The organism is Synechococcus sp. H55.10, from assembly GCF_047502715.1.
Lineage (GTDB): Bacteria > Cyanobacteriota > Cyanobacteriia > Thermostichales > Thermostichaceae > Thermostichus.
Genome location: NZ_JANSJJ010000059.1, coordinates 1 through 1100, shown reverse-complemented (window position 1 = coordinate 1100; position 1100 = coordinate 1). Strand labels below are relative to the sequence as shown.

At 59.1% G+C, this 1100-nt stretch carries 1 protein-coding gene; it reads right to left on the bottom strand.

Features of this window, described 5'->3' with window-relative positions; translation table 11 throughout:
• Positions 1-71: 71 nt before the first annotated feature.
• Positions 72-1100, bottom strand: a 1029-nt coding sequence (locus NW858_RS04845) for a Uma2 family endonuclease (protein ID WP_414427066.1), incomplete at its 5' end; no start/stop codon positions are given.

Genomic DNA, 1100 nt, shown 5'->3' with positions numbered 1-1100 from the left:
GATCCCTTGGCTGTCCTGCGGGTGATCTTGTCAGCCCTCAGTCGCCCCCGCTCTTGGCGCGGGCGCACCTACTAGTCGATTGCCTCAGGATCGACGCCCAACTCCCGCAATTTTGCGGCTAGGCGCTGCTGCTCCTGACGGGCTTGGGCGAGGGCTGCCTCTGCCGCTTCGGCCCGCTGTCGCTCCTGCTCTACTTGTTCAATTCCCCACAGAAGCAAATTCCCGTCGGCAGTCCACCACCGCAACCAGTTGGCTTTGGTTTCCGCTTTTTGTCCGCGCCACACCCCCAAGAACAAGCCGATCTCCGGGATCCAATAGCGACCGTTTTCCTCAGCCGAGGCAGGGGCATAGCGACCGTCTTCCAGGCGATAGACATCCAGCTCGCCGGTTTTGGGATGAAAAATGACGTAAACAGGCACCTGCAAAATGCGCTCGTAGAAATACCATTTCCCGTAGGGGTAGTGGGGGTTAATCGAGTATTCGCCACCCTCGGTTTCGGAGATAAATTCCATCACAATGGCCGGGGGATCCCCCTCCAAGTGGGGGGTATAGCTGCGGCGAATCTCTCCTTCGGGCAGCGGCTGCACCCTGGGCACGTACAGCCAGTCGGGGGCTTTCACCACCACTTTGTCCCCGACAGTGCTGCACAGGCCAAAGTTGGAAGCGATCAAAGCCTCGGCGGGGATAAGCTGAGCCAGTTCCAAAGCCTCGCGCAGGGCAGCAGCCAAAAGGGGCTGTAAGGTGCTTTCCACAGGCTCATCCGGCAGCGGAAAGTCTTGCGGCAGTTTTTCCCATCGGATGGGGGGGAGAGAAGGGGTAAGGCGAACAGGAGAGAGGGCCATAGCCTGGAGTACCCCTAGAGGCAGGATGTGCAGATACCTCTTGGGATAACCCAAAGGGATCCCTGCTATCAACCTTCCCCTCTTCTGGGGTGCCGGGAAACGCTTCCGGATCCCTGGGGTGGACACAGCTCCCAGGATGACGTAGGGATCGTAGGTCAAGATACCCCGGCTGCCAGTTTCCACGGCTAGGGTATGCTGGTGGGCAGTGAGCAAGTTTCCCACCTCTTCTTTTGAGGAGAGAATATGCCGGAACCGGAA